The 25,587-nt window shown below is 62.6% G+C and carries 20 protein-coding genes, 1 tRNA gene and 2 pseudogenes; 14 read left to right on the plus strand and 9 right to left on the minus strand.

Going from position 1 to position 25,587, the window contains the following annotated elements:
- Nucleotides 1-212: 212 nt before the first annotated feature.
- Both AC0L2F_RS22025 and AC0L2F_RS22030 read right to left on the minus strand, forming a co-directional pair.
- Entirely contained in the window at nt 213-920 is a 708-nt protein-coding gene (locus AC0L2F_RS22025; RefSeq protein WP_007614067.1) for a flagellar hook assembly protein FlgD, read from the minus strand.
- Nucleotides 921-933: 13 nt separating this feature from the next.
- Nucleotides 934-2,592 carry a flagellar hook-length control protein FliK gene (locus AC0L2F_RS22030; RefSeq protein ID WP_473249820.1) on the minus strand — a complete coding sequence of 553 codons (1,659 nt, stop codon included), beginning with the start codon at nt 2,590-2,592 and terminating at the stop codon, nt 934-936.
- A gap of 348 nt (nt 2,593-2,940) precedes the next feature.
- Between AC0L2F_RS22030 and mnmA the strand changes: the two genes are divergently transcribed.
- The 7 genes and pseudogenes from mnmA (at nt 2,941) to istB (ending at nt 9,033) form a co-directional block, all read left to right on the plus strand.
- Nucleotides 2,941-4,122, plus strand: a complete 1,182-nt coding sequence (mnmA, locus tag AC0L2F_RS22035) for a tRNA 2-thiouridine(34) synthase MnmA (protein WP_473249821.1) — start codon at nt 2,941-2,943, stop codon at nt 4,120-4,122.
- A 246-nt stretch (nt 4,123-4,368) separates the two neighbouring features.
- Nucleotides 4,369-5,007 carry a class I SAM-dependent methyltransferase gene (locus AC0L2F_RS22040; protein ID WP_473249822.1) on the plus strand — a complete coding sequence of 213 codons (639 nt, stop codon included), beginning with the start codon at nt 4,369-4,371 and terminating at the stop codon, nt 5,005-5,007.
- A 45-nt stretch (nt 5,008-5,052) separates the two neighbouring features.
- On the plus strand, nt 5,053-5,409 hold the full coding sequence (locus tag AC0L2F_RS22045; protein ID WP_473249823.1) for a hypothetical protein: 357 nt from the start codon (nt 5,053-5,055) through the stop codon (nt 5,407-5,409).
- Nucleotides 5,410-5,650: 241 nt separating this feature from the next.
- Nucleotides 5,651-5,727: transfer RNA gene (locus AC0L2F_RS22050), tRNA-Met, on the plus strand.
- Nucleotides 5,728-6,289: 562 nt separating this feature from the next.
- Complete coding sequence (locus tag AC0L2F_RS22055) at nt 6,290-6,613, plus strand: hypothetical protein (protein ID WP_473249824.1); 324 nt, start codon at nt 6,290-6,292, stop codon at nt 6,611-6,613.
- Nucleotides 6,614-6,670: 57 nt separating this feature from the next.
- Nucleotides 6,671-8,161 (plus strand): annotated as a pseudogene (gene istA, locus AC0L2F_RS22060) (IS21 family transposase); the annotation flags it as partial.
- 8 nt (nt 8,162-8,169) lie between these two features.
- A complete protein-coding gene (gene istB / locus AC0L2F_RS22065; RefSeq protein WP_473249825.1) occupies nt 8,170-9,033 on the plus strand; it encodes an IS21-like element helper ATPase IstB in 864 nt (287 codons plus the stop codon).
- An 8-nt stretch (nt 9,034-9,041) separates the two neighbouring features.
- On the opposite strand, the pseudogene AC0L2F_RS22070 reads toward istB, so the two are convergent.
- The 3 genes and pseudogenes from AC0L2F_RS22070 to AC0L2F_RS22080 form a co-directional block, all read right to left on the minus strand.
- A pseudogene (locus AC0L2F_RS22070) lies at nt 9,042-9,491 on the minus strand (ATP-dependent DNA ligase); the annotation flags it as partial.
- 473 nt (nt 9,492-9,964) lie between these two features.
- Nucleotides 9,965-10,618, minus strand: coding sequence for a hypothetical protein (locus AC0L2F_RS22075; RefSeq protein WP_473249826.1), 654 nt, complete (start codon nt 10,616-10,618; stop codon nt 9,965-9,967).
- A 1,751-nt stretch (nt 10,619-12,369) separates the two neighbouring features.
- Nucleotides 12,370-13,434: a methyltransferase domain-containing protein gene (locus AC0L2F_RS22080; protein WP_473249827.1), complete on the minus strand. Its 1,065-nt coding sequence runs from the start codon at nt 13,432-13,434 to the stop codon at nt 12,370-12,372.
- 202 nt (nt 13,435-13,636) lie between these two features.
- On the opposite strand from AC0L2F_RS22080, the gene AC0L2F_RS22085 reads away from it, so the two are divergent.
- The 3 genes from AC0L2F_RS22085 (at nt 13,637) to AC0L2F_RS22095 (ending at nt 16,756) form a co-directional block, all read left to right on the plus strand.
- Nucleotides 13,637-14,230: a TetR/AcrR family transcriptional regulator gene (locus AC0L2F_RS22085; RefSeq protein ID WP_473249828.1), complete on the plus strand. Its 594-nt coding sequence runs from the start codon at nt 13,637-13,639 to the stop codon at nt 14,228-14,230.
- A 9-nt stretch (nt 14,231-14,239) separates the two neighbouring features.
- Nucleotides 14,240-16,351: an alpha/beta fold hydrolase gene (locus tag AC0L2F_RS22090; protein ID WP_473249829.1), complete on the plus strand. Its 2,112-nt coding sequence runs from the start codon at nt 14,240-14,242 to the stop codon at nt 16,349-16,351.
- A gap of 129 nt (nt 16,352-16,480) precedes the next feature.
- A complete protein-coding gene (locus AC0L2F_RS22095; RefSeq protein WP_473249830.1) occupies nt 16,481-16,756 on the plus strand; it encodes a hypothetical protein in 276 nt (91 codons plus the stop codon).
- Nucleotides 16,757-16,765: 9 nt separating this feature from the next.
- Here the strand turns inward: AC0L2F_RS22095 and AC0L2F_RS22100 are convergent, their stop codons facing one another.
- Complete coding sequence (locus AC0L2F_RS22100; RefSeq protein ID WP_473249831.1) at nt 16,766-16,948, minus strand: hypothetical protein; 183 nt, start codon at nt 16,946-16,948, stop codon at nt 16,766-16,768.
- Nucleotides 16,949-17,209: 261 nt separating this feature from the next.
- Between AC0L2F_RS22100 and AC0L2F_RS22105 the strand changes: the two genes are divergently transcribed.
- On the plus strand, nt 17,210-17,629 hold the full coding sequence (locus tag AC0L2F_RS22105; protein ID WP_473249832.1) for a CopG family transcriptional regulator: 420 nt from the start codon (nt 17,210-17,212) through the stop codon (nt 17,627-17,629).
- Nucleotides 17,630-17,633: 4 nt separating this feature from the next.
- Entirely contained in the window at nt 17,634-18,809 is a 1,176-nt protein-coding gene (locus AC0L2F_RS22110; protein ID WP_473249833.1) for an extracellular catalytic domain type 1 short-chain-length polyhydroxyalkanoate depolymerase, read from the plus strand.
- A gap of 125 nt (nt 18,810-18,934) precedes the next feature.
- Here AC0L2F_RS22110 and AC0L2F_RS22115 read toward each other — a convergent pair whose 3' ends face one another.
- A complete protein-coding gene (locus tag AC0L2F_RS22115; protein ID WP_473249834.1) occupies nt 18,935-19,078 on the minus strand; it encodes a hypothetical protein in 144 nt (47 codons plus the stop codon).
- A gap of 749 nt (nt 19,079-19,827) precedes the next feature.
- On the opposite strand from AC0L2F_RS22115, the gene AC0L2F_RS22120 reads away from it, so the two are divergent.
- Complete coding sequence (locus AC0L2F_RS22120; protein WP_473249835.1) at nt 19,828-21,018, plus strand: cytochrome P450; 1,191 nt, start codon at nt 19,828-19,830, stop codon at nt 21,016-21,018.
- Nucleotides 21,019-21,325: 307 nt separating this feature from the next.
- On the opposite strand, the gene AC0L2F_RS22125 is transcribed toward AC0L2F_RS22120, so the two are convergent.
- Together AC0L2F_RS22125 and AC0L2F_RS22130 are read right to left on the minus strand one after the other, a co-directional pair.
- Nucleotides 21,326-22,243, minus strand: coding sequence for an NAD(P)H-hydrate dehydratase (locus AC0L2F_RS22125; RefSeq protein ID WP_473249836.1), 918 nt, complete (start codon nt 22,241-22,243; stop codon nt 21,326-21,328).
- Nucleotides 22,240-23,004 (minus strand): histidine phosphatase family protein, encoded by a 765-nt coding sequence (locus tag AC0L2F_RS22130; RefSeq protein ID WP_473249837.1) that lies wholly within the window; start codon nt 23,002-23,004, stop codon nt 22,240-22,242. The genes AC0L2F_RS22125 and AC0L2F_RS22130 overlap by 4 nt, the downstream gene beginning before the upstream one ends.
- 426 nt (nt 23,005-23,430) lie before the next feature.
- Here AC0L2F_RS22130 and AC0L2F_RS22135 point away from each other — a divergent pair, with 426 nt between their 5' ends.
- A complete protein-coding gene (locus tag AC0L2F_RS22135) occupies nt 23,431-25,587 on the plus strand; it encodes an exonuclease domain-containing protein (protein ID WP_473249838.1) in 2,157 nt (718 codons plus the stop codon).

Here is a 25,587-nt window from a genome sequence, read left to right on the forward strand (position 1 = left end):
GGGGGTGTTCGTAAATACTTTACTAACGAACGAGGCCTGCGCGGGGTGTCGCAAGGCCTCTCGACGTCGTCCTGGCGAACGCCAGGACCCATTACCCCAGGGAGGAGTCGCTACGACGACTCGGGGTCACGTCCTCGCGCCAAAACGACTTTCGGTGGCTATGGGTCCTGGCTTTCGCCAGGACGACGCGGAATGTGGTTCGCGTGCCGCCTTTAATTGCTGGCCGTCGCGATGATGCTCTTGACCTGGCTCAGGGTGTAGCTGGCGCCGTCGATGGTCAGCAGCGGCGGCGACTGGGTCAGGTCGACGGATGACACCACGCCCTGCACCTGCGCGGCGATGCCGACATTGTTGTTGGCGACATCCTTGCCCGTGGCCGAGATCGTGTACTTGCCGTCGGGCCATTGCGTGCCGTCATTGCCCTGGCCGTTCCAGGTGAACGGGACGTCGGTGCCCGCGCCGGCGGTGTATTTGCCGGTGAACACGGTCTGGCCGCTGGCATTGGCGATGGTGATATCGACCGTCGCATCGCTGGGCACGTTGAGATGCCAGGTTGCCGACGAATTCGTCATGGTCCCGGTGGTGCCGTCGACCAGGGCGGTCTTGCCGACGAAGCCGAGCGCCTGGGTCGCCTGCGTGGTCTGTTGCAGGGTGACGAGCTGGGACAGCGAATCGTTGGTCTTGAGCTGCTGCTCGACGCCGGCGAACTGCACCAGCTGCTGCGTGAACTGGTTGGTGTCCAGCGGATCGAGCGGGTTCTGGTTCTGCAGCTGCGTCGTCAACAGCGTCAGGAAGGTCTGGAAATTGCCGGCCAGCGTCGCGCCGGTGCTCGAGCCCAGGCTCGGGTTCGACGAGGATTTCGGCAGGTCGGTCGTGCCCGAGACGACGGACGGGGCGGTGGCGGCATTCGTGGTGGTCATGATCGAATACTCCTCACACTCTGATGTCGACGCCGCTGCTCGATCCGAGCATGCGGCCGTAGCTGCGCCCGACCGGGGCCGCGGGAACTGCGTCCTCGTCGCTGACGATCAGCCGGCGGGCATTGCCGCCATTGTCGTTGTTCTGGCCGGAGTTCTGCCCCGACGAATTCTGGTCGCGCAGGCTGAAGGACAGCCCGTTGCTGCCGGTCTTGAGGCCGGCATCGTCGAGCGCGCGCTGCAATTGCGGCGCGTCCTGCCGCAGCATCTGCAGCGTCTCCGGCTTCTCGACGGTGAGATGCGAGGTGACCTGGCCGTTGCGGTCGACATTGATGCGGACGTCGATGCGGCCGAGGTCGAGCGGATCGAGGCTGATGTCGAACCGGGTCTTGCCCGCGCGCGCGGCGGCGGCAATTTCGATCGGCACGCCGCTGATCGGAATGGCGTTGGCATTCGCCGCGGTCGCCGTGAGCGTCGCGGTCGAAGCGGTCGCGGCCGATGTCGTGTTGGTCAGCGGCGCTTGAATGGCGGAGGCCGCCTGCGCGCTGATGTCGGTGGAGGGGACAGCGGCCTGCGTGCCCGCATGGGCATGCGGTGTTGTCGTCGCCGGTGCCGCATCGGTGGTGCGGTCGGAAGTCCCGGCTTTGGCGTCGGCTGCGTTCGCGTCGATGGGCGGCTTGTCGGCTTGCGGATGCGCCGTGTTGGCGGACGCTGCCGTCGCCGGGGTCTGCGCGGCGTTGGCCTTGCCGGTGTCCTGGCCGATATTGGAGACGTCGCTCGCGCCTTGCGCGATGGCTGCGGCCTTGAACGAGGTTTTTGGCGTGCCCTGGTCGACGGCGGCGATCAGGCCGCCATTGGTCTTGGCATCGGTCGCGGTCGAATCGGTCGTCCCGGTCGCGGCATCGGCCAGCGTCGCCGAGGTGTCGGCATCGACCTTGGCGCTCGCGGTCTTGGCGCTCTTGTCGCCCGGCGTCGCGGTGTCGGTCTTGGTGCCGGCGATCTGCGCCGCGATGGATGCGCTGGCGGCGAGGCCGGCGGCGGCGATCGTCAGCGGCGAGGAGGCGGCGCCGGCGGCCTGGTTCGCAGCCGCGTTCGGATCGACCGGCACGGCCACCACGAGTGCGTTCGGATCGGGTAAGGCGGCCTGCGCCGCGTCGATCTGCGCGGCGGCGGCGGTATCGACGGCGGCCGCGAGGCCATCGGTGCCGTCGGCCTTGTCCGCCTTGGTCTGGTCGGACTTGTCCGCAGACTTGTCGGCCGATTTGGCGTCGGACGCCTCCGGCTTGTCCTTGGTCTTGCTATCAGCCTTGGCCGCATCGGCGGTCGAGTCGCTCTTGGCGTCGTTCCTGGCGTCGCTCTTCGCGTCGTTCTTGGCGTCGTTTTTGGCGGACGCGGATTTGTCGGTGTCGTCGCTGGCCTTGCTCTGCGAGGACTTGTCGCTCACTGAGCGATCGCGCGGGCTCTTGTCCGAGGCGGAGGACGATGAATCGGTCCGGCGTGGGGTGTCCTGCGCGGAGGACGCCGCGCTGTCGCTGATCGCCTGGGTGTTGCTGTCCACCAGCGAGCCGAAGGACTCGTTTGCGGAGCTGTCTTTCGGCGCTTGCGACCGGGCAGGCTTTTGCTGCGCGCTCTGGACTTGCACGCTTGCCGCTACATCTGACGTACGACCGACCACAGGCAACCCCTTGGAAACATCTTCGCCATGAGAGGTAGCAAGGAGCGGGCCACCGTCGCGCTGAGTAATTTTAACTAATAAAATCAAAGGTTTAATGATTTGGCGTCCCCGCCGCGGGGCCTCCCGAAGCCCCGCCATTTCTGCCTCCCCGGCAAGAATTGCCGTAAACCTTGCGGGGTCCGCGATTGCTTCACCGGAAGGCCGCCTATATTAAAGAGACAGCTCTCAACCGCTTTCGACCGGGCAGGCCGCGCCCTTCGGGAACTCTCGGTTCCCGGGGATTGCCTTTGTCCCGCCGGAAGCACCCAGCGGATCGCCGAACGCCGCCGTCACAACGCTTTAAGGCCCATGCTCAACAGTCTGGATCTCGAAGGCCGTCCTGAGGATACCAGGGTCGTCGTTGCCATGTCGGGCGGCGTCGATTCATCGACGACGGCTGCGCTCTTGAAGGCGGAAGGCTACGACGTCGTCGGCATCACGCTGCAGCTCTACGACCATGGTGCAGCGACCCATCGCAAGGGCGCCTGCTGCGCCGGCCAGGACATCCACGACGCCCGCGACGTCGCGGCCAAGCTCGGCATCCCCCATTACGTGCTCGACTATGAGGACCGCTTTCGCGAATCCGTCATCGACAATTTCGTCGATAGCTACGCGCTCGGCGAGACGCCGGTGCCGTGCATCGAGTGCAACCGCTCGGTCAAGTTTCGCGACCTCTTGAAGACCGCGCGTGAACTCGGCGCCACCGCGCTTGCCACCGGCCACTACGTCGCCTCTCGCCGCCGCGCCGACGGCTCGCGCGCGCTGGTGTGTGCCGCCGATGCCGATCGCGACCAGAGCTATTTCCTGTTCGCGACCACGCAGGAGCAGCTCGATTATCTGCGCTTTCCGCTCGGCGACATGACCAAGCCCGAGACGCGCGAGCTGGCGCGCCGCTTCGGCCTCGCGGTCGCCGACAAGCACGACAGCCAGGACATCTGCTTCGTGCCCACCGGGCGCTACACCGATATCATCACCCGCCTGCGGCCGAACGCGATGGACCCCGGCGACATCGTCGATCTCGACGGCCGCGTGCTCGGCCGGCACAACGGCATCGCCAATTTCACCATCGGCCAGCGCCGCGGCCTCGGCATCGCGGCCGCCGCACCGCTGTTCGTGGTGCGGCTGGAGGCCGCCAACCGCCGCGTCGTCGTCGGCCCGCGCGAGGCGCTGAAGATGCACCGCATCGTGTTGCGTGACGTCAACTGGATCGGCGATGGCGACATCGACCGCGCCATCGGCGATGGCCTCGAAATGTTCGTGCGCGTGCGCTCGACCCGCGCGCCCCAGCCTGCTTGGCTGCGCGGTGCCAACGGCCATTACGAGGTCGAGCTCGTCGCCGGCGAAGAGGGCGTTTCGCCGGGACAGGCCTGCGTGTTCTACGACGCACCTGGCGGCCAGGCCCGCGTGCTCGGCGGCGGCTTCATTCAAAGCGCCGCCGCGAAGGCCGCAAGCAGCACGACGAGGCCGCTCGCAGAAGCGGTCCGCGGCTGATCCATGAGATCGGACCGCACTCTCGCGACGCCGGAAGTGCGCCCCCTCTCCCGCCTGCGGGAGAGGGTTGGGGAGAGGGCTCTCTCCACCCGCGATATCTCGCGAGAGGATAAAGCCCTCACCCGCCACGCTCTTGCGAGCGTGCCGACCTCTCCCGCAAGCGGGAGAGGCGCCAGACCGCGCGCTGGGCTGACTTCGATTTCACCAATGATCAACTCTCCATAGAATTCAAGCAGGGCAGGGGGCATGGCAGCAGACATCTCGCGGGCCGGGGTCGAGAAGGCCTATGGCCGCTGGGCGCCGGTCTACGATCTCGTGTTCGGGAAGGTGTTCGACGCCGGAAGGCAGTCGACCATCGCGGAGGCCGACCGCATCGGCGGCCGCATCCTCGACGTCGGCGTCGGCACCGGTCTCTCGCTCTCGGACTATGCGCGCACCACGAAGATCTGCGGCGTCGACATCTCCGAGCCGATGCTGCGCAAGGCGCAATCGCGCGTGCGGAGCTTGCGACTCTCCAATGTCGAAGTGCTCTCGGTGATGGACGCGAAAAACCTCGCCTTCCCCGAAAACTTCTTCGACGCGGTGGTCGCGCAATACGTCATCACCGCGGTGCCCGATCCCGAAGGCACGCTCGACGAGTTCGTGCGCGTCTTGAAGCCCGGCGGCGAGCTGATCCTGGTCAACCACATCGGCGCGGAAAAAGGTTTGCGCAAACTCTCCGAGCTGGCGTTTGCGCCCCTGGCCCGCCGTCTCGGCTGGCGCCCGGAGTTTCCGTGGCAGCGCCTGGTCGACTGGGCCGCGAAACACGGCGGCGTTACGCTCGCCGAGCGCCGCCCGATGCCGCCGATGGGCCACTTTTCGCTGATCCGCTACCTCAAATCGTGATCGGGGGGCGCGGAACACGCGGCAGCACCCGCGCGTTTCCCTCCCATGCGCACCACATCGAACATCATTCTGGCCAGCCTCCTGATCGCCGCCTCCGGCAGCGCGATCGCGCAGGCTCCGCCCGCCCCGGCGCCGCCGCCGCAACAAACCGCGCCGCCATCCCCGCAGCACGCCACCAATTGCACGCCGCAGGACCGCCCGAACCGCTCGGCCGACGGCATCACCACCGGCCAGTCCCGGGAACCGCTCGGCGACAAACTGGCGAAATCGGACGGCGTGCTCTGCCCGCCCTCCGGCGTCGACCCCGAGATGCACGCCCCGGCCCCCAGCACGAACGGCGCCATGCCCGTCATCCCGCCCCCCGGCAGCCCCGGCGGCGACCCGACGGTGCGGCCGAAATAGCAAATAGTCGGGCATCCGCGCTTCTTCGCCTCTCCCCGCCTGCGGGGAGAGGCCGGAATCCGCGCGACGCGCGGATTTCGGGTGAGGGGGACTCTCCGCGAGTCCGGTGCCCGAGTCGCGCGATTCCCCCGCCAAATCGGCCCGAACAGAAGCGGGCGACCTTAGCTTGACAGCCCACCGCCCCCTTCCTTATATGCCGCGCGTTCGCGAGCTAGGCCTTGTCAGGCCCTCGCGACCCTGTGGCGGGGTAGCTCAGCTGGTTAGAGCACGGGAATCATAATCCTGGGGTCGGGGGTTCGAGTCCCTCTCCCGCTACCAATTCCAGCGTAACCCTTTGATTTCCCAGCTTCGGCCGATCGGTGTTTCGACACGAGGGATGTCTCATTGATACATCCGGAACGGTCGTGGATCAATTCTCGTCGTGAACGATCAACATCGGCGCGGAGAGCCGACGTGCGGACCGCGATTTGCGAGAGTGTGGCGGGTTAACAGGGGCTCGAATCCCTCCCTCTCCGCCAGTTTCCAAATCCTATCCGCCACTTTCTTCGCGCAGAAAACCTTCAAAAATCGCACGTCCGGCCTGCGTGAGTGTGCAAGTGCCGAAGCGTGTATCCCCCGAGGTAGTCCATCAAGTAGTCCACGACCGCGCCGCCCCGGCGCCGGCCCGCAGCAGCCGCCGGCGAGGCGCGCCTACCTACGTTGTTCGCCGGCTTTCCACGTATTTCTTCCAGATCCGACCGCCCCGCGATCTTGCGGGTAACGGCATCCCTGCGCTCCTATCCGGGTGAGGCTCGGCGTGCTGCCCAAGAGGGAGGCGCACCGCCGAGCCGCGTGGCTGGGGATCCTGGCTCAGGCCGGGTTCGGCGAATGGAGGCGGCACTTGGAAGGTCACGCGTACAGCGAGTTTCCGCCGAGCGAGGTCGGCTTCCCGAAGGGCGACAGCCCCGAGGAGTTTTTTGCCAACATGATGGCCTTTCTCAACGAGGCCGCGGCGAAGCTGGAGAGCCCGGCGCCGGCGCCGGTGTTCTCGCCGGCCGGCATGCGCGACCTCGCCGCCATCCAGGAGGCGGTCGCGATCGAGCAGGAGGTCAGGAAGGGGGATGCAGGCCATCCCACGGTGACTGCGCGTGCCGACCTGCTCCGGAGGTGTCATTCGGCTTGCAATATTGACCCCCTAAGCCGGGGGATCGGCGTCCAAAATTGACCCCCTATAGGTTGGTCTGTTGCGCTGCCTGCTTCGTAACAAAGCAGGTGGTGGAGGATGCTGATCGTGGAGACGATTGCGCGGATACGGCGCGAGCACTTCATCAAGGGCAAGACCATCAAGGAGATCGCCCGCGACCTGAAGGTGTCGCGGAACACGGTCCGGAAGGTGCTGAGGTCGGGAGAGACCTCCTTCGAGTACGAGCGGCAGGTGCAGCCACGGCCAAAGCTGGGGCGCTGGGCGTCAGAGCTTGAGGGGCTGCTGGCGGCGAACGCAGCTAAATCGGCTCGTGAACAGCTGACGTTGATCCGGATCTACGAGGAGCTGCGCGGCCGCGGGTACGACGGCGGTTACGATGCGGTGCGGCGTTATGCCAGGCGCTGGAGCAAGGAACGCGGGCAATCGACCGCAGCCGCTTATGTCCCGCTGAGTTTTGCCCCAGGCGAAGCCTACCAGTTCGACTGGAGCCACGAGGTCGTCCTACTGAGCGGCACCACGGTGATGGTGAAGGCTGCCCATGTCCGGCTCTGTCACAGCCGTATGCTGTTCGTGCGGGCCTATCCGCGGGAGACGCAGGAGATGGTGTTCGACGCCCACGACCGGGCGTTCGCCCTGTTCAAAGGCACCTGCACCCGCGGCATCTACGACAACATGAAGACCGCCGTAGAGACGATCTTCGTCGGTAAAGGCCGTCTCTACAATCGTCGCTTCCTGCAGATGTGCAGCCACTATCTGGTCGATCCGGTCGCCTGTACGCCAGCGTCGGGTTGGGAGAAGGGGCAGGTCGAGAACCAGGTCGGGCTGGTCCGGGAACGCTTCTTCACGCCGCGGCTGCGGTTCAAAAACCTCGACGAGTTAAACGCCTGGTTGCTCGACAGATGCATCGCCTACGCCAAGGTTCATCCCCATCCGGAGCTGGCCGATCAGACGATCTGGGAAGTGTTCGAAGCCGAACGCCCCAAACTCGTTCCCTACGCCGGCCGCTTCGACGGCTTCCATGCGGTGACGGCATCGGTCTCGAAGACATGCCTGGTGCGCTTCGACAACAACAAGTACTCGGTCGCAGCCAGCTCAGTCGGACGGCCGGTCGAGGTTCAAGCCTATGCCGATCGCATCGTGATCCGTCAGGATGGACGTATCGTTGCCGAGCACCCACGATCCTTTGGCCGCGGCGATACCGTCTACGACCCCTGGCATTATGTGCCGGTGCTCGCCCGCAAACCCGGCGCCTTGCGCAACGGTGCTCCCTTCAAAGACTGGGTGCTGCCGGCCGCGATCGAGCGGATCCGACGCAAGCTTGCCACCACCGACGATGGCAATCGGCAGATGGTCGACATCCTCAACGCGGTGCTGACTGACGGTCTGTCCGCGGTGGAAGCGGCCTGTGCCGAAGCGCTCAGTCACAGCGTCCATTCCGCCGATGTCGTTCTCAATATCCGGGCCCGTCAACGTCAACCCGCCCCACCGGCCAACATCATGACGCCGGCCGCACTGACGCTCCGTCATGCACCGATCGCCGATTGTGCCCGCTACGACAACCTCCGGAGGACCATCTGATGGAACGAACCCAAATCTTCGACCTCATGGGCGAACTCAAGCTCTACGGCATGAAGGCTGCCTTCGACGAGATCATGGCAACTGCCGTCAAGCGCCAGCACGAACCTCAGCGCATTGTCGGCGACCTGCTCAACGCCGAGATCAACGAGAAGCAAGCCAGGTCGATCAAATACCAGCTCACCATTGCCAAGCTACCGCTTGCCAAGGACATCGCCGACTTCCAGTTCGATGGCACGCCGATCAATCAGACCCTCGTCAATGATCTTGCTGGCGGCGGCTTCATCGCCCAGCAACGCAACGTCGTGCTGGTTGGCGGCACCGGCACAGGCAAAACCCACCTGGCCATTGCCATCGCCAGAAGCTGCATCCGATCCGGTGCCCGCGGCCGCTTCTTCAACGTAGTCGACCTCGTCAACCGCCTCGAGACCGAGACCCGCAATGGACGGCAAGGTCGGCTCGCCGAGCATCTGACCCGGATGGACTTCATCGTGCTGGATGAACTCGGCTATTTGCCCTTCGCCCAGTCCGGTGGCCAGCTTCTCTTCCACCTCGTCAGCCGGCTCTATGAGCGCGCCTCCGTCATCGTGACCACCAATCTCGCATTCGGCGAGTGGCCGACCGTGTTCGGCGACGCCAAGATGACCACCGCGCTGCTCGACCGGTTGACCCACCACTGCGACATCGTCGAGACCGGCAACGATAGCTGGCGGTTCAAAAGCCGAGACGACGATCACGCCACGCGCGCTCGTCTCGCCTCCGCTATCCCGGCCAGCTCCGACGAGACGAGCGCTACCAGCAAAACCCGCCGCCCGAAGGGGTCAAAATTGGACGCCGATGAGGGGTCAAATTTGCAAGCCGATTGACAGGTGTTGCCGACGTGGCCAATGTACCGCCATGCATCGACGTCGCATACCGCCAGCACGAGGGCGCCGAAGAAGGGCCGGGTTCGCCTCGGCGCGGTGAAGCCGGCGATCACTACCCCTGCCGCTGCGCGGTCTTCACCTTCAGCCAATCGGCGGTCCGGCGCCCGAACGCGTACGGGGCGCGCTTGGCCATGATGCCTTCGAGATGTCTCAGCTCGGCTTGTGCAAAGAACTTTGCCGCTGCCCTTGCGGTGGTTGCTGAACGCGATCAGCTTGTGGCGCGGCAGAAGGGCCTTGAGCCGCTTCTTGCGCTCGAGAAGCGGCAGCGCACGTAGGTCCTCGCCGGCTGCGAACATGAGGTCGAACGCGCAGTACAAAAGCTTGGCCTCGTGACGCAGGGCGTTTTGAAGCAACTGGAAATGGGATACGCCGTCCTTCCCGATCGCAACGAGCTCGCCACGATCACGGCGTCCGCCCATGTTCGCGACATGGGTGAGACTCGTCTGCCAACGCATCATAACCACGAGCCACCTCCAGGGAACCGCTCCGGCTAGGCTCATCGGTCATAGCAGCAAGCCTGCGGCCTTCTTGTGCGCGCTTTGAATTTAAAGCCGTTTGGCTGGGACTGCGGCTCCGGGGGATACGCGAAGCATCTGCTGTGATTTAGATTTAAAAGGGTGGAGCACGCACCGTCAATGGTACCGAGGCGATCACTTATCCAGACATTGATACCTGGGTTCTTGAAAGCCCGCTCGGTGTTGAGCAACTATTTGGCGCCCCTGGGGTCCCACGCAATGCAGAGTTCACAGTCGAAAACTGATGGACGCGCTCACCAATGACGAAGTGGTGGCTGCATCAGTCCGATCGAAGGACGGCCGCGCTTCGGTCTAATTGAAGTTGAGTAGAGTTGGAAAAGTTCAACTCTTTTACGTCAAGAGGGCTTCTGGCCAGGCCAGCCGTGACGAAGGAACCGGAATCCAAAAAACAGGAGAACTCCAAGGTTAAGGATGCTTGTCAGGCCGGCGGGGTTAGCATTTGCGTGGTACAAAGCCTGTAGCAAAGGTTGGTGTGTTTCCTCCTGCATATCGACCGCGCGAGAAACCATCAAGGCCACCAGGATGAACGGCATCAACGCGAAACAGGTCTTCAGGATTATTTGCCGAGTGGGAGAGAGCACCACCGGCGGTGCTGCCTTCCGGACATCCGCTATTGTGATCCGCTCGTCTGTTGGCGGCAATCCAACAATGATGGGCTTAAGCCGCGCCAGGAGCACGCGTCGACATATGAGCGATGCGCCGTAGAGCGAAAAGACGATTGCAGTTGCGACGAGCAATTCTCTAGCGCCATGCGACGGAGATCGGGTCGCCCAGACAGCTGCTGTTCCGAAGAGCATCGACAGGGTCACCCAGCAGCCGCCTAAGATGGGAAGCAACGGCACTGAGTTCACAGCTTTGATGATCGCAGCTTTTTGGCTCTCATTGGCCAGCAGGTGTACTCCGGCGCCGAAAACCCACGAACCTGGCGGACGGTAGACATAGCCCCCCGTTACGGGTTTGAAGACGACGTATTTCGAAACGCTACTCATTTCTCGCCTCCTGTCGGCCTCTGTTCATCTCATGGTTCTCCGTCTCGAACCGTGCTTGAGATCACATATCGAGCTTGCCGCTGTGACGGGTGCCCGCCTGGCGAAAGAGCGCCCGGGCACGCATCACGCGGGACTGAGATCAAAATTGATGACGCGCTTTCCATAGCTGCTGCCGAAATGTCGGCTTGCCCTGACATGGCGGACAGCCCACCGATGTAGGCCCTGGGGGCAGCTGAAACTGGCCCCGGAAGGACGCTCTGTGCAGTGCTTAAAACCTTGGTCACGATGACCTCTCCTCAGTTGATGAGACTGGCCACCTTCGAACCTGTAACCTTCTGAACCTACGTCGACTTCTGCAGGATTGGAGACGTACTTTGTACGATTCAACGGGATCGAGGGGCGAAATTGACCCGAAGCGCCACGAGCATGCCTATACTCTCGATGGTTTTGCTGCGATCCGTAATTCTCCGCTTAGATTGCACTCGCGATTTATAGAGTACCGAGTGGCAAACTGAACGTTAGCGTCGGCAAGCGATCGCATGACCACTGCGCCTCTAAGCTTGCCGTGTGAGGTCGCGCACGCTCGACTTGGGAGCATTGAGGCATGATAGAAGCGTGCTGCAATCAAGCAGCCCATTGGTGGAGACTTGTCATGTTTTCCTACCCTCGTGCTCTCGCAGTTTTCGCTCTTGCCGTCGGTTTCGCCTCCGTCTCCGACCCTCACTCGGCTTCGGCGACTGGGCTGGATTTCTTCAATCATATGAATCCCGAATACACCAAATGCATCAGCAATGTACGCACCTCCATGCACTACAGAGATCGAAACGACAGCAAACTGCAAGATGCTATCGTAAACGCCTGCAATCGGGCGCACCCAGCTTTTGGAAAAGGTTAAGCGCCTAGACCAGGCTACTGCCCGCGAGCGTCGGGCTGCTGACGCGGCGAGCAGGTGTTGTCTCTGTCTGGGGTCAGAAGCAGACATCGACGCTCTAAGCTGATCCTGTAGCAACCCCCATCAGCGACTTCAATGGCTCGCAACCAAGGGTCCTTGCTTGCGTGGCCCAAAAGCGCATCCTGTGGAACAAGCGGAAGATCGTTGGTGCGAAGCCGCCACTCCGGCCGAAGCACGTTGGTCAATCCGGACGAAGCTCCAGGTTGAGGGTCAAATCAGTGACGCCGCATTGTTCAACGTCGCGGTCGACAGCAAGCTCCGGGCGCGACCTCGTCAGCTTGGAGTCGACGACGTTACGCCAAGCGGCTTGCTATGCAGCCCGACAGAGCAAGCGTTCGCCAAAAGAACTGGACGGCCGGTCAAGTTTGAACTTACAGCGTTCGCACGCCACGCGATCGATGACTATCTCAGGGCAACTGGCAAGAAGCCCGGAGACCGTCTGTTCAAAAGTCGTCGAGGCGCTGGGCGCAGCCTAACAACTCGCAATACGCGCGGCTGTTATCCAGCTGGCTGGTACAGGGTTGGATCCTCATCTTTTCGGAACGCATTCGCTCCGCCGAAGGGAACCCTTTCTGTCGGCGCAGGTGCAATCTGCGAGCGTGCAGCTGCTTCTGTGCCACATCAAACGAGAGCCCGTCCGGTACTAGCACAGCAAGTAGATGTGTGAAGTAAGGGGCAGAGCGGACATGCTCTGCCCCTGCTTTCTATGCCCGCTCGGGCCCCGAAGCTGACCAACTTTGCATCTCAAAATGGCGGACCAGTATTCGGGCGGCGCGCCTAAAAGATGCCGGCCACGTTTTCATGGCCTCGCTTCTAGCACCATATTGAACGGACCCTGGGTGGCGCGACGGACCTGACGGAAACCACCTTCCTTTAACACCTCGGTGAGCTTTGCCTCTCCAGCCTGCGCGCCGAGTGCCTCGCCGACTTCCTGGGCCATCGAGGTCGGTACGCAAATCATCGTCGATGCATTAAAGTAGAGACGGCTGACCGGATTGCCGACATTGTCGACCGGATCATCCGCGGCAATCGGCTCGACGATCATCCAGGAACCACCGGGCTTGAGCAGGCTCCGTACATGCCTTGCGCAGCCGCGGGGATCCCCCATGTCGTGCAGGCAGTCGAACATGGTGACGAGATCGAAGTCTCGCTCAGCTATGTCCTTCGCACGCGCGGTCACGAAGCGGACGCGGTCGGCGAGTCCGTGCGCCACGGCGTGTGCGTTGGCCTGCTCGATGGAGGGGGCGTGGAAGTCGTAGCCGACAAATATGCTCGCCGGGAACGCCTTCGCCATCAGCAAGGTCGAAAAGCCGACCCCGCATCCGATGTCGGCTACCTTGATACCGTCGGAGAGCTTCTTCGGCATGCCGTCCAGCGCCGGTAGCCAAGACTGCACGATGTTGTTGACATAACCCGGACGAAAGAAGGAACCAACAGCACAGAACAGGCAGCCCGAGCTTTCACCCCAAGCAACGCCGTGCCCCTTTCTGAATGCGGATTCGACCATCGGTCGCCCTTCCACCATCGCCGCCGCAAGGTCGAAAGCGCCTTCCAAGTAGACGGGACTGTCTTTTACGGCAAAGATCATTGCCTGTTCAGGCGTCAGACTGAACCGCTGGTCTGTCTTGTCGAGGGTGATGTAGCCGTTCGCGGCCTGTGCAAAAGCCCATTCACGAACGCACCGTTCGGTCAGGCCGGCTCGCTGTGCGAGTTCAGAAGCAGTCGCGGGGCCGTCCCGGTGCAATGCATCGAACAGGCCGAGGCGGAAGCCGATCCCAGCCGTCGGCACACTAAAGGCCCCGCCCAAGTCCCCCAGCATCTTGCCGACGAGGGCGCCAAGTCTGTCATTGTCCACTGCGCGCATGACTCAGTCCTTCTCTGGCTATCGAGTTGAACAACAGTCGGATCCAAATTCGGTCGGTCGGCCGAATTATGTGATGCGATGCTGCGCCGAGTCAAGTAGGCTCTCTCATGTTGACTGTGACCACGGCGCGCCCGACATTCGGCCGATCGACCGAATATCACATGCTGTAGTCAAGGAAGGTGGGAGGATGCCGCGAAACGGCGTGAAGGCAGACACCAGAACGGTAGTGCTGGAGTCCGCAAAGAAGGTGCTTAGGCAAAAGGGATACGCCAAGCTGTCCACCCGCGACGTTGCTGCGGCGGCTGGTGTCCCCCTCAGCCAGATCCATTATCATTTCGGTTCCAAACAGGGGATGATGCTGGCGCTGTTCGAGCATCTCAACTCGCAGCTGCTCGACCGCCAGAACGCACTGTTTCGAGATTCCGCTCTAAAGCTGTCCGAGCAGTGGGACCGCGCCTGCAACTATCTCGACGAGGACATAGCCTCGGGATACGTTCGCGTGCTGCAGGAGCTGATGGCTGCCAGCTGGGGTGACGGCCCTGTGGCGAAAGTGGTCCAGGCCGGCATCATGGGATGGCTCAAGCTGATCACGGACCTAGCGCGCCGTGCCGAGCGCGAATTCGGCGGTCTCGGCCCCTTCACGGCCGACGAGGTCGCCGCCTTGGTCGCCCACGCCTTTGTCGGCGCGGAGAGCCACTACCTGCTCGGACTGGAAAAGAAAGGCGTTCCTGTCCGGCCGGCTCTTCGGCGCTTTGGTGATCTTATTCGCATCATGGAGACCGCTCACCGAAAATGAGGTGCTGACATGCGCGCCAAGCTTCCGGCTTTCGAAGGACTAGTTGAACGTAACGGTGTGAACCTTCACTACGAAATCTACGGCAGCGGCGCGGAGACGATCGTCTTCGTGCCCCCGTGGAGCATCGTTCATTCGCGGGTTTACAAGGCGCAATTGCCTTGGTTCAGCGAGCGTTTCCGCTGCGTCGCTTATGACAGCCGTGGCAATGGCCGATCCGATCGGCCGGACGAAGTGGCGGCCTATACGCTGGACAACTACGTCGCAGATGCACTTGCCGTGATGGATGCGGCAGGAGTTGGCCCTGCCATTCTCGTCGGCCTCTCCCTCGGCGGGATGATCGCATCTGTGATCGCGGCGCACCATGCGGAACGCGTCAAGGCCGCGATCCTGGTCGGTACATCGGCCAGCGTAGGGCCCGCCTATCCTTACATGACGCCGGACCACTTTCAGGCCAACCGCGCGGAATACAAGGATTGGGACAAATACAACGGCGCCTACTGGCTCTCGAACTATCAGGATTTCGCGGCTTACTTCGTCGGCTCCATCTTCTCCGAGCCTCATTCGACCAAGCAAATTGAGGATGCCGTTGGTTGGGCCAGCGAGACTACGGGATCCATCCTTGCCAGGACGGTGAACGCGCGGACGATGCCGCCGGCTTTCGATGTGAGCGAGGCCATGTATCGCAAGATCACCTGCCCGGTCTTGATGATCCATGGCAACGACGATCAAATCCAGCCCTATGCCCGTGCACAAATCGTAGCCGGCCTGACAGGTGCCGAGTTAACGACCATCGAAGGAGGAGGCCACAATCCGCTCGGTCGCTTTCCGGCGAAGTGCAACACCCTGATTACAGAGTTTCTTCAGCGCCGGCTCGACCTGAGTGCCCGACCTAAACGGCGTCCTGCGCGACCAGGGCTAGGGCCGAAGCGCGTCCTCTACTTGTCCTCCCCTATCGGGCTCGGCCACGCCCGGCGGGACATCGCCATCACGCGGGAGTTGCGTAACGTGCTTCCTGATCTGCAGGTCGACTGGCTGGCACAGGATCCGGTCACCCGGTTGCTCGAAGCGAGTGGCGAGACCGTTCATCCGCTCAGCGGTCGCCTGGCCAGCGAAACCCGCCATATCGAAATGGAATGCGGCGAACATGAGCTGCATGCCTTTCAGGCGATTCGCCGAATGGACGAAGTGCTGATTGCCAACTTCATGACATTTCAGGATGCCGTCGAGGAGTTGCGCTATGACCTCGTGATCGCCGACGAGGCGTGGGACATCGATCACTACTGGCACGAGCATCCCGAACTGAAACGAGCACCGCTGGCATGGTTCACTGACTTCGTCGGGTTCGTTCCAATGCCCTCGGGTGGTGAACACGAGGCATTCCTGACAACCGATTACAATGCCGAGATGATCGAGCATGTCGAACGGCATCCCGGCGTGCGTGATCGCGCGATCTTTGTCGGAAACCCGGACGACGTCATTCCTCGGTCGTTCGGGAGGGATCTGCCCGAAATGCCGGACTGGGTGCCCAAGCACTTCGAGTTCGCAGGTTACATTCTCGGTGAACACCCGCAGACATTCGGGCCGCGCGCAGAGCTTCGACGACGGATCGGCTACCGGGATGGCGAGCGCGTCTGCATCGTCACGGTGGGCGGTTCAGGCGTCGGTGCGCCGCTCATCAGGCGCGTTTTGGGGAGTTATCCGCTGGTACGGTCAAGGATACCGGAGTTGCGCATGATCGTGATCGCCGGACCCCGAATTGATCCGGCGTCATTGAACGCTCCGGCCGGCGTTGAAGTTCGATCATTCGTGGCCGACCTGGACCGGCATCTCGCAGCGTGCGACCTGGCCATCGTGCAGGGCGGACTTACGACCTGCATGGAGCTGACCGCGGCCGGCACCCCTTTCATCTATTTCCCGCTGCAGGATCATTTCGAGCAGAACTACCATGTGGCATATCGACTGGATCGCTATAGCGCGGGCCGGCGTATGAACTATGCGGACTCAACCCCCGAGATGATTGCTGAAGCGACTATCCGCGCCCTGACCGAAGGGACATTCTCTCAGCCGGTCGAAAGCGGCGGTGCAGCACGGGCGGCGCACATGCTTGCGGAACTGCTCTGATGCCACGGCCGGCCGCATTGTCGATGGACACTTGAAGCTGCTGTAGAGCCTGGCCCAACTCGCGAGCATGGTAGTGTTGCCGGCCAAGTGCCGGCGCGACCGCTCCGCTTCGAGCGGAGATCGACACAGATGCTCGCACCTGCGTTCGGACAATCGGGAACGGATGATCGTCCGTTCGAGTTGGTCTGTATGAGCGAGCGAGTTCTTTACGAAAGCAGCAACGGTGACGTCTGGGCGCTGACGCGAGATCCGCGGACGAATACGCCCGTCGTGAAGCACCAGCCTAACATCAGCTCAGGCGGCCAAGTCTCCTATACGGATATCGGCCAATTCCTGCGTAGTGGCGCCGGGGGCCCGGAACGTCAGCAATTGCTGAAGCTGATCGGCACGCTGCTGGAGGGCTAATAAAGGCTCTCAGGCCGACCACTTGTCCTCCTCGCGGCGCGCTTCGTCGTCGTTGATGCGCTCGGCCAGGTCGGCAGCAGTTTCAGGATCCTCAGCAGTGGCGATGGGCTCGCCGTCTTGCTTCTTGATCTTTTGTCCTTCGGCGGTCACCGGAAAATCATCGGGTCCCAACGGCTTCTTGGAAGTGGACATGTGTCTTCCTCCTGTAGCCACGACGATAGCACGCCGCCCAACGAGGCCCGGATTGATTTCAGGGGGAAGGTGGATAGACGGCCGGACGAAGTCGTCCGTCGCATCCTGGGAAGTTCGGCCTGCGGCAGATCTCATCTGGTCTCGAACCGCGCAGCAGTAAAGGAAAGAGCTTGGTTTCCGGTCAGGCCTTGTAACTGCACTGCAAGCATCCATATACCATCCGTAGAACATCCATTTGGATGGTTAGAATGGATGTACCCGATGACCGACAATGTACGCGAATTGCGACCCCGGGCTCCCGACACGGAGAAGATCACGATCAACCTGGGCTATGTGGACCTCGGCCAGGTCGATCTCATGGTGCAGGAAGGGTTCTATTCGAACCGCACCGATTTCATCCGGACCGCGATCCGCAACCAGATCGAGCGGCACGCGGATGTGGTCAAGCAATCGACGGCCCGTAATAGTCTCGACCTGGGGCTGCGTAATTATGCCCGCGTCGATCTCGAAAGGGCGCGGCGAAAAGGCGAGATGCTGCACATCAACGTCCTCGGCTTGGCGACCATCGACCAAGACGTCACGCCCGAGCTGGCGCGCGCCACAATCGCCTCGGTTTCGGTGCTCGGTGCCCTTCATGCCAGTCCCGCGGTCAAGGCCGCTCTCGCCGACCGAACGAGGTGAAACGATGCTGAATCCAGACATGGTCCGCGAAGCGACTCGCCTCACACGTGCCGGCCAACTGGCCGAAGCCACTGCACTGCTGCAGCGAATGCTGCGCGGCGATGGCGCCCCCGCAGCGACAAGGGGGAATGCTGTGCCTGTCGAGCGTGCGAGGCTCGAGCCGCCGACACTCGAGCTGAAGGCCAATGTCGTCGAGGAGACGGAGAGCGGGCCTTCCACGCAAGCCACGCCTGCCAAACGCCACAAAGGCCGCGCGCCCTTCGGCGGCATGAAAGATCTTTCCGGTTTCAGCCTGCCAGGTCCGGCCGGGCGTACTCCAATGTCCAAAGTGGATATTGCACCGGACGGCACAAGGTTCGTCTCTGCCACCTTCACCAACGCGGCGGGAAGTCGGACCTACAAGCTGTTCATCCCCAGCCGCACTCATGCAGGACCGCGTCCCCTCATCGTCATGCTTCACGGCTGCACCCAGTCGCCGGACGATTTCGCCGCCGGTACCCGGATGAATTTTCTGGCGGACGAGCGGAATTGCTTCGTTGTCTATCCGGAGCAGCCACGGGGAGCCAACCATGCGAAATGCTGGAACTGGTTTCGCACGGGTGACCAGCGCCGGGATGGCGGTGAGCCTTCGCTGATCGCTGGCATCACCCGCCAGATCATGCGGGAGCATCCTATCGATCCCAAGCGCGTCTACGTCGCAGGCCTGTCGGCCGGCGGGGCCGCCGCGGCCATCATGGGCGCAACGTTCCCCGACCTATACGCCGCCGTCGGCATCCACTCCGGCCTGGCCTGCGGGGCTGCCAGCGACCTTCCGTCCGCACTGGCCGCTATGCGGCAGGGCAGCGCTGGACCGATCGGGACGGCGGGCGCGTCGGTGCCGACCATCGTCTTCCATGGCGATCGCGACACCACGGTGCATCCCAGCAATGCTGACCGGATTCTCCGTTGGCCGGGCGAAGATGCGAGCGTGAGGAGGAAGATTCTTCGCGGGCGAGTACCTGAGGGACACGCGTATACCCGCACGATCTTCACCGACGAAGGTGGCTTGGGCATGTCCGAGCACTGGAGCGTCCACGGGGCCGCCCACGCCTGGTCAGGAGGCAGTCCTGCCGGGTCCTACACGGATCCGCGCGGGCCGGACGCGACCAGGGAGATGCTGCGTTTCTTCCTCGAGCATTAGCTGGCAAGCTTCACGCGGAGATAGGGTTGCGACGGAGCGGCCCGCTGTCGAAGGCCTGGTCAGGCCCCGCTCGGTCCGGAGAAGATGGAAGCGGGCGGCGGGGTGCCCGGGACCGGCAGCCGCCGTCAATTGCTCCAGATCGCCCAAGGGCCTCCCTTGGCGTCGTACCGCTTGGCGAGACCCAGCAGACGACGTCGGGTGAACGGATTGGCCTTTTCGGCGATGACACGGACCCGCTGCGCGAGGCTTTCATAAAACTCCTGCCCCATCACGCTCCCGACGCAATCACTGCCTCGAGTTGAGTAACCCGCGGTCTTGGAGTCAAGAAAGCGTCGGCAAGCCCATGCAACTCTCCGCAACCGTCTTGAGATCGCGGTGGCGGCGGACGTAGACTGCAATAGCGGGGGAAAACCAGATGCCAGTGTCCGATCCGGTCCGGAAGGCGTGCCCGGCTTGCGGCAGGCCGATGAAGGCTGTGCGCGATGAAATCGGCGACCGGAAGCTGCGGTACGTCCGCACCAGTTGCGCCGATGACCCGCTGCAGGACCCGACGGCCCGCAAGTGGGCGGATAGCCCGCTGCGCCCGCCGATAAAATAGGAATTTCCCCGCGACCCCGGTGCTCTGGTTACGATACATCGATCGCACCACAGCCGGGATTTGCTCCCCATGCGAATACTGACCGCTGCTGTTTTCGTCGCCTGCCTGTTCCCTCGCCGGCCCCCGCAGCGACGTGCTCAGAAGCGATCGCGCATTGCAAACAGGACGAATCCAGGCGTCCAGACGCGGTCTCGCAGTGTGCGCAGACATCCGTTCGCCGAAGCGCTCCTTTAGCGGAAGAAGCTCAGTGTCACAGCTTGATAGGTGCTTCTCACACCTTTTGAAATCGCCTCAGCGCCTCGGGCCTTTTTCGATAGAAAAGCCTATCGATTGCCGTTGGCCGTGAACGAATCCGCACTGATGATAGTTTAGCCCATGGCGCTTGCCCTGCGTCGACTCATAGTAGGGAGTGGACGACGGATGACCTACGTGACAGACCGATCGAGCCCCTTGGACGAGACGATCACAATCGCGGACCTCGTTCGCGATCCCTATCCAATCTACAAGCGCTTGAGGCGCCAAGCGCCCGTGTTGCGGGTCAAATCAGTGGGCCGCACGTTTCTCACCAAGGCCGCTGACACAAAGTACGTCAAAGACAATCCAACCTTGTTCAGCTCCAATGATCCGAACACGCCCATGAAGCGCGCCTTTCTTGCGCATACGCTGATGCGGAAGGACCACGAGGAGCACCGGAGCGAACGCATGGCTATGATGCCCGCCTTGATGCCGAAGACAATCGAATCTGTCTGGGCAGCGCTATATGCGGACCTCGCGGAAGCGTATCTCGACCGTTTGCCGCGCGGCGAGGTTGTCGATCTGTTTCCGGCGCTCGCGGGGCCCCTTGCTGCACGGATTCTGGCGCATGCGATGGGCGTTCCGGATGCGAGCGATGAGGACATGCAGCGGTGGTCGCAGATGCTGATCGACGGTGCCGGCAATTTCGGCTGGACGCCCGGGCCTTTCCAAGCAACCGACATCGCCAACGCGGAGATGGATAGATGCATCCGGGCCAACGCTGAACGGGTGCGAACCGAGCCGGACTCCTCCGCCCTCTCCTTCATGGTGAATGCAAAGAATCCGATTCCGGAAAGCCAGATGATCGCCAACGTGAAAATCGCGATTGGCGGGGGCATCAACGAGCCGCGCGACGCTCTGCTGACAGTGCTTTACGGCCTTTTGACCAACCCTGATCAGCTCGACGCCGTGCGCGCAGAGGGCAAATGGCGCGCAGCCTTCGAGGAAGGAATCAGATGGGTGGCGCCGATCCAGGCCAGTTCACGGCTTGTAATGGAGGACACTGAGATTCGGAACTATTTCATCCCGAAGGGCGAAACCGTTATGACAATCCAGGCCTCTGCAAACCGGGACGAGGACGTCTTCCCGGACGGTGAGAACTATAACGCCCTTCGCGAACCCAACCCTCACCAGGCATTTGGGAATGGCCCGCATCATTGCGCGGGCGCGCACCTCTCGCGGCGAACTGTGGGGGACATCCTCCTACCGCTACTGTTCGAGCGCTTTCCAAAAATGACCTTGCCTGACCCAGTGAGCGTGCGTTGGCACGGATTCGGTTTCCGCGGGCCGCTCAATCTGCCGATTCTGCTGCAGTAGCCTAGCCGGCCTGCAGCCGTCACAGATAAAGCCCAACAAAGCTCGTGGGACATTTCGCCGGTATTGTCCGAAGAGAGATAGAGAGATAGAAGGCAAGCTGAGCTAACTCGCGGGACCGCTATGTACCAATTGGAGCCCGCGCAGCTCGATCAGCGGCCTCCAGTTACGCCGCACAAATAGCTGAACGTTCGGCATACGTAGTAATCGATCTGGGGAAATCGCGGTCTCCTGAAGCGCGACGGCAGCGCCGGGGCAAGGGCCGGGAGCCATCACCAAAGCTCAGGAGGCTGTCTAGAGCTTTACTCGCTTATAGATCGCCACCCCCCGGCCTCTGAACGGAAAGCCCGCCGACAGACTGCATTAGCCGTGGAATATCAGCCGGGATCTCCCGTGCGAGTAGTCCCAGTTGTCCGTTACGCTCCACCCACCTGCGCCCGGCTTCGCCGTGAAGAAAGACGGCCCACGCCGTCGCGACTAAGGGCGGGGCGCCGCGGGCAGCCAAGCCAGCGATGATTCCAGCCAAAACGTCTCCCGATCCGGACGTGCCGAGAGCAATGGGACCTTGCTCGAAGCAGAGTTCTTGTCCCTCGGGCGAAACGACGTGTGTGCGTCCTCCCTTCATGGCGACGACGGCATCGAGCATGCGCGCTGCGGATAGCGCCGGAGCGATGGGATCAGTCTCGATTTCGTTCTTGTCCATCCGCAGAAACTTCGCCATCTCTCCCGAATGAGGCGTTACGATCGTAGTCCTTCCGGGCGCCGCGGCAACTCCGTGCGAAGCCCTGAGGGACGTGAAGGCGGAAGCATCAAGAACGAAAGCCGGCTTGGTGGCACCGCCGATGAGTTCGGCTCGCAATTCCGCGATGGGTGCCTCGTCGATGAGGCCGGGACCCATCAGGACCGCATCGGCTTCCTTTGCGAGATCGACCAAGCGGACCGAATTCGACGGGTCGATCTCGCCACTGCAGGTCTCGCGGCAGCCGATAATCATCGCTTCGGGCATGGCCATCCCAAGATGGGAGGCATTCGATTTGCAGGTCGCTATCTGAAGAACTCCTGCTCCGGACCGGAGCGCGCCTAGCCCCGCCAAGAGCGCAGCACCTGGCACTTCGACGCTTCCCGCGATGATCAGCACCCGGCCACGGGAATGCTTGTCCCCGCTTCCATCGTGGTCTGGGAGCGGATTCGCCGAAAGGTAGGCGGCGTCGATCTTCACTTCGCTCATCGGGCGGCCACGTTCTCATCCGGCGCGGACGTGACGGGGGCGCCCTCGCGCTCCAACGGCGCAACAAAATTATATCTCTTCAGGACCAGCCCCTGCGGACTTTCGGTCATCGCCAGATCGTATTCCGTCACGGCGCAGTTCGCGACGTCCCCCTCGGAATCGATCGACAATATTCGAGCTTCGTCCAGGTTTTCCAATAGGTACCGCATGCAGAGGACAACGACTTGATGGGCCACGATCAGCACGCGCTTTCCGCTGTAGTGCAGGCTGATGCTGTCGAGGACGCTCCTGAGCCTCAGGATGACGTCACACCAGCTTTCGCCGGCCGGAGGTCTGAAGTAGAACTTTCCGACCCGTCCGCGTGCTTCCGCCAGGTCGGGGTGGCGCTGTTCGATGCCGAGCCGTGTCAATCTGTCTAGGATTCCGAACTCCTTCTCCCGCAGCCGTTCATCTATGACGAGATGCACGAAATCTGGCGCGATCCCTCCCCGGCCTCGGATCGCATCGGCGGTGCTTTTGGCCCGAAGGTAGGGCGAACTCAGGATGACGTTGGGCCGCCCCTCCGGCGGTAAGGATGCGAACCAGTGGCCCAAAGCGTCCGCCTGCCGTCCGCCGAGTTCGCTTAGAGGTACGTCGACGTCGCGGGCTTCGATTTTGATCCAGGCTTCGCCAGCGGCATGCGCTGCGTCACGGGCCACATTACCTGCGCTCTCTCCGTGACGGACGATCCATAGCTTTGTCGGCCAGCGCTGCAAAATCACTCTTTCACTTTCAATGCGATCTTAACGGAACTCCAAACGCTCGGTTCCTTGGAAATGTGGAGCAGGGTCGGGGTCTCGCGCAGCGGGGCCCGGGCCATCGCAGAGCAGGCTTTGACTTTCTGGTGGCGTGATCTGGCTCGCACACCCGCGTGCCGTTCGCAGTAGCTCTGGCCGATTGTGAATCGGCGCCGGGGTCACGTCGCTTCAAGTCCCGGCAGTATCCGTCTGAACGAAATTAGAAAAGCCACGTTGGGGTGGGGTCCCGATCGGCGCCGATCGGGACCCCACCTCGACGCAAATTCGGTCAGCTGCGACAAGGAATTGCCGCCGCTACTTCAACGGGCCGAGTTCGGCGCCGATTGACACTTGACTCTGAGGGTGGCCCTCGAACAAAAATAGAACAACGATTCTGCCCCGAAGGTCCGCTTGGCCAAATTGCCGCAACTGCCCGTCTACTATTATCTCGACCACTTCGCCGAAATGCTGGGGTTCGTGCGGCGGACGTACGCCCCTGTACTTGGTCCGGATCATCACGCCTTCATGGCGCGGTTCGAGGGCCTTTCGAGAGATGCGCGTTGCCTCCTGGTCCGCATGATCAACAGGCGCGGTGCCATCTTCAACCGATCCCTGTTCAACTACCCCGAGATCGATGACGTCGAGCGTGCGGCCGCCGATCTGACCGCGGCCGGTCAGGCCCGCGCGCTCGGCGAGGCGGACTATGCGGCCTTCGTCTCGTCCCTGCCGAAGGACGTCCTCGTCACCGGAGCGCAGGCGGCCGGGCGAGGAGACGTCCGCAAATCCTGGTCGAAGCCGAAGTTCGTCGACTATTATCTACACACCATCCCCTTTTCGGTCGCAGCGCAGCACTGTGGCGCCCGCAATTTCATCGCGCTCGAGGGGACGCGGCCGATCGAGTTCCTGCTTTACCTGTATTTCGGCAAGACCGAGGTGAGCCTGAAGAACTTCGCGCTGCGCGACCTGGGAATCCTCCGCACCAACCGCGAGACGTCGTTTAGCGCGCGCTTCACCGATGCCGAGGAGGCGCTCGCCTCGTTCCACTACAGCCAGATCCTCGACAGCCTGGAGGTCGGAACGGAGCCTGTCCACAGACGGGCCGCCGTCGACCTGTTCGCCGGGCCCGCCTGCGGGACTCAGTTCGCCGGCGATCTCCGCAGCCGAGCCGCGCATCAAACGGGGCTTTTCTTCGAGAAAGCAGGCGAAAGCGATCTTGCCCTTCAGCTTTACCGGGCGGGGTCTTCGCCGGACTGCAACGAGCGCCTGGTCCGACTCCTCTACAATGACGGCGACAAGACAGAGGCCGAAGCGCTGCTGCAGCGCATGATCGATGATCCCGCCAGCGACGAAGAACACCTTTTCGCTACCGACTTCTACGCCCGCAAGTTCGGCGGACGGCGCACAGGTCTCCACACCGAACTTTTGCGGTCCGGCCGCACGATCACCGTAGACGACACTCATCGCGGCAATCCCGAGGCGGGCGTCGCCGGCGTGCTGCGGCGCGGGGGCACGAAGGTCTACTTCACCGAGAACGTGCTGTGGCAAACCCTGTTTGGCCTGCTCTTCTGGGACGAACTGTTCGAGAGTACCCGCATGCCCAGCGGGTTCGATTGGATGCCTCATTGCCTGAAGGACCGCAGCTTCCGTCGGCTCTTCGCCGCGACAATCGACGAGAAGCTGGCGGCCATCGCGTCCGGATCCGCCCTCCCGTTGATCCTCCGCACCGTCGCAGCGAGGTGGGGGCGCCCGAACGGGATCTTCAGCTGGGATCACGTGCAAGTGGAGGCGCTGCGCGCCCTGCTCGAAGGGTCCGATACGGCCGGCATCGCCAGCATTGTCCGCGGCATGTGCGACGATTTCCGCGGGATGCGAGACGGCTTCCCCGACCTCATGTTGGTCCAGGACGGCAAGGCGTCCTTCATGGAGGTCAAGGCGGAAGGCGACGTGATCCGCCGCAACCAACTGACCCGCCTCCGCCAGCTCGGCGACGCCGGCATTGTGGCCGAGATCGGTAGGGTCGACTACCGCTTCGACCCCGAGCAGGATTACGTCGTGGTCGACATTGAGACCACCGGCTCATGGTCGAACGGCGACCGCATCACCGAGATCGGCGCTGTGAAGATCCGCAACCACCGGGTCGTGGACGAGTGGCACTCTCTCCTCAACCCGCAGCGTTCCATTCCGGCAAAGATCGTCCAGCTGACCGGCATCACGAACGAAATGGTTCGGGACGCGCCTTTGTTCGCCGAAGTCGCGGATTCCTTCATGCAGTTCATGGCCGACGGCATCTTCGTCGCCCATAACGTCAGCTTCGACTACGGTTTCATCACCTACGAATTCGAGCGGATTGGGCGGCGCTTCAGATTTCCGAAGCTCTGCACGTGTGCCGGGATGCGGCGGCGCTATCCGGGACACAAGTCCTACGGACTTGGGAAGCTCTGCGAGATCTACGGCATATCGCTCGCCACCCACCACCGCGCCCTATGCGACGCGCGGGCCTCGGCGCAGCTGTTGAATCTCATCAATCAGAAGCGGAGTGAGGAGAGATATATCGGCGAAGCCGCCTAG

The organism is Bradyrhizobium sp. Ken64, assembly GCF_055807555.1.